1 protein-coding gene is annotated in these 282 nt (G+C 53.5%); it reads right to left on the reverse strand.

Translation table 11 applies throughout. From position 1 onward, the window contains the following. Positions 1-8 precede the first annotated feature (8 nt). Positions 9-282: ribosome modulation factor (gene rmf / locus A3714_RS10080; protein WP_369817828.1), on the reverse strand; the 274-nt coding region annotated here is incomplete at its 5' end.

Below are 282 nucleotides of genomic sequence, written 5' to 3' on the forward strand. Positions count from 1 at the left end.
GTCAGGTGTTAGCCGATATTTTTCAGATTCTGGATACTGGAGACCCCCAGCATTCCTTGTGCGAAATCGGTGCGACCTTCGCGCCAGCCGCCCATCCAGTTAGTACGTGCACTGAGGGTGCCAAACGGGCATTCCTCACGAGATTTTCCATCCAGGCCGGCGTTGTATCCCCGGCTGTAGGCGCGGTCGTCTTTGTTTCGTTTTTGTCGCTTCATAGACGCTTTCCCTTTCACAGATAGCGGTATTGACAATGACCCCTGGCAGAGAACAAGGCCAGTTATC

Origin of the sequence: Alcanivorax sp. HI0007, from assembly GCF_001635525.1 — a bacterium.
Classification (GTDB): domain Bacteria; phylum Pseudomonadota; class Gammaproteobacteria; order Pseudomonadales; family Alcanivoracaceae; genus Alcanivorax.